This window comes from Vibrio sinaloensis (genome assembly GCF_000808535.1).
In the GTDB taxonomy this organism is placed as follows: Bacteria; Pseudomonadota; Gammaproteobacteria; order Enterobacterales; family Vibrionaceae; genus Vibrio; species Vibrio sinaloensis_D.
In genome coordinates this window covers 1-2,926 of record NZ_JWLV01000016.1, presented here as the reverse complement: position 1 = coordinate 2,926, position 2,926 = coordinate 1, and the positions used below count along the sequence as shown (strand labels likewise).

Genomic DNA, 2,926 nt, shown 5'->3' with positions numbered 1-2,926 from the left:
TTGTAAAGTTCTCAATGTTTGTCTTTATGACAAACACCAATACAACACATTCAAGTGTTCTTGGAATTTGAGTCCGGCAAAATCGTGTCTGCACATGTATAAAAATGCAGACAACTTTGGTTACTAACAAAGACCCTTTGGGGTTGTATGGTTAAGTGACTAAGCGTACACGGTGGATGCCTTGGCAGTCAGAGGCGATGAAGGACGTATTAACTTGCGATAAGCCCAGATTAGGTAGTAAAAACCATTTGAGTCTGGGATTTCCGAATGGGGAAACCCACTTACATAAGTAAGTATCGTTATGTGAATACATAGCATAACGAGGCGAACCGGGGGAACTGAAACATCTAAGTACCCCGAGGAAAAGAAATCAACCGAGATTCCGAAAGTAGCGGCGAGCGAAATTGGACTAGCCCTTAAGCTTTACACACGTTAGACGAACGGTCTGGAAAGTCCGACGATACAGGGTGATAGTCCCGTAGTTGACGATGTGTGTTCAGTGAAATCGAGTAGGGCGGGACACGTGATATCCTGTCTGAATATGGGGGGACCATCCTCCAAGGCTAAATACTACTGACTGACCGATAGTGAACCAGTACCGTGAGGGAAAGGCGAAAAGAACCCCTGTGAGGGGAGTGAAATAGAACCTGAAACCGTGTACGTACAAGCAGTAGGAGCAGGCTTGTCCTGTGACTGCGTACCTTTTGTATAATGGGTCAGCGACTTATATTCAGTAGCAAGGTTAACCATCTAGGGGAGCCGTAGAGAAATCGAGTCTTAACTGGGCGTCGAGTTGCTGGATATAGACCCGAAACCAGGTGATCTAGCCATGGGCAGGTTGAAGGTTGAGTAACATCAACTGGAGGACCGAACCGACTAATGTTGAAAAATTAGCGGATGACTTGTGGCTAGGGGTGAAAGGCCAATCAAACCTGGAGATAGCTGGTTCTCCCCGAAATCTATTTAGGTAGAGCCTCGGACGAATACTACTGGGGGTAGAGCACTGTTAAGGCTAGGGGGTCATCCCGACTTACCAACCCTTTGCAAACTCCGAATACCAGTAAGTACTATCCGGGAGACACACGGCGGGTGCTAACGTCCGTCGTGGAGAGGGAAACAACCCAGACCGCCAGCTAAGGTCCCAAATTATAGCTAAGTGGGAAACGATGTGGGAAGGCTTAGACAGCTAGGATGTTGGCTTAGAAGCAGCCATCATTTAAAGAAAGCGTAATAGCTCACTAGTCGAGTCGGCCTGCGCGGAAGATGTAACGGGGCTAAGCTATAAACCGAAGCTGCGGCAATGACTTTTAGTCATTGGGTAGGGGAGCGTTCTGTAAGCCGTTGAAGGTGTGTTGTAAAGCATGCTGGAGGTATCAGAAGTGCGAATGCTGACATGAGTAACGATAAAGGGGGTGAAAAACCTCCTCGCCGGAAGACCAAGGGTTCCTGTCCAACGTTAATCGGGGCAGGGTAAGTCGACCCCTAAGGCGAGGCCGAAAGGCGTAGTCGATGGGAAACGGGTTAATATTCCCGTACTTCTTACAATTGCGATGGGGGGACGGAGAAGGCTAGGTGGGCCTGGCGACGGTTGTCCAGGTTCAAGTGCGTAGGCTTGAGAGTTAGGTAAATCCGGCTCTCTTTAAGGCTGAGACACGACGTCGAGCACCTACGGGTGTGAAGTCATTGATGCCATGCTTCCAGGAAAAGCCTCTAAGCTTCAGATTGTAAGGAATCGTACCCCAAACCGACACAGGTGGTCGGGTAGAGAATACCAAGGCGCTTGAGAGAACTCGGGTGAAGGAACTAGGCAAAATGGTACCGTAACTTCGGGAGAAGGTACGCTCTTGACGGTGAAGTCCCTCGCGGATGGAGCTATTGAGAGTCGCAGATACCAGGTGGCTGCAACTGTTTATTAAAAACACAGCACTGTGCAAAATCGTAAGATGACGTATACGGTGTGACGCCTGCCCGGTGCCGGAAGGTTAATTGATGGGGTTAGTGCTTGCACGAAGCTCTTGATCGAAGCCCCGGTAAACGGCGGCCGTAACTATAACGGTCCTAAGGTAGCGAAATTCCTTGTCGGGTAAGTTCCGACCTGCACGAATGGCGTAATGATGGCCACGCTGTCTCCACCCGAGACTCAGTGAAATTGAAATCGCTGTGAAGATGCAGTGTACCCGCGGCTAGACGGAAAGACCCCGTGAACCTTTACTACAGCTTGGCACTGAACATTGACCCTACATGTGTAGGATAGGTGGGAGGCTTTGAACCCGGTACGCCAGTATCGGTGGAGCCGTCCTTGAAATACCACCCTTGTAGTGTTGATGTTCTAACGTTGACCCCTTATCGGGGTTGCGGACAGTGCCTGGTGGGTAGTTTGACTGGGGCGGTCTCCTCCCAAAGAGTAACGGAGGAGCACGAAGGTGGGCTAATCACGGTTGGACATCGTGAGGTTAGTGCAATGGCATAAGCCCGCTTGACTGCGAGAATGACAATTCGAGCAGGTGCGAAAGCAGGTCATAGTGATCCGGTGGTTCTGAATGGAAGGGCCATCGCTCAACGGATAAAAGGTACTCCGGGGATAACAGGCTGATACCGCCCAAGAGTTCATATCGACGGCGGTGTTTGGCACCTCGATGTCGGCTCATCACATCCTGGGGCTGAAGTCGGTCCCAAGGGTATGGCTGTTCGCCATTTAAAGTGGTACGCGAGCTGGGTTTAGAACGTCGTGAGACAGTTCGGTCCCTATCTGCCGTGGGCGTTGGAAGATTGAAGGGGGCTGCTCCTAGTACGAGAGGACCGGAGTGGACGAACCTCTGGTGTTCGGGTTGTGTCGCCAGACGCATTGCCCGGTAGCTAAGTTCGGAATCGATAACCGCTGAAAGCATCTAAGCGGGAAGCGAGCCCTGAGATGAGTCTTCCCTGA

The 2,926-nt window shown here is 50.8% G+C and carries 1 rRNA gene; it reads left to right on the top strand.

Going from position 1 to position 2,926, the window contains the following annotated elements:
* Nucleotides 1–149 precede the first annotated feature (149 nt).
* Nucleotides 150–2,926: ribosomal RNA gene (locus RJ47_RS11400) — 23S ribosomal RNA — on the top strand; the annotation flags it as partial.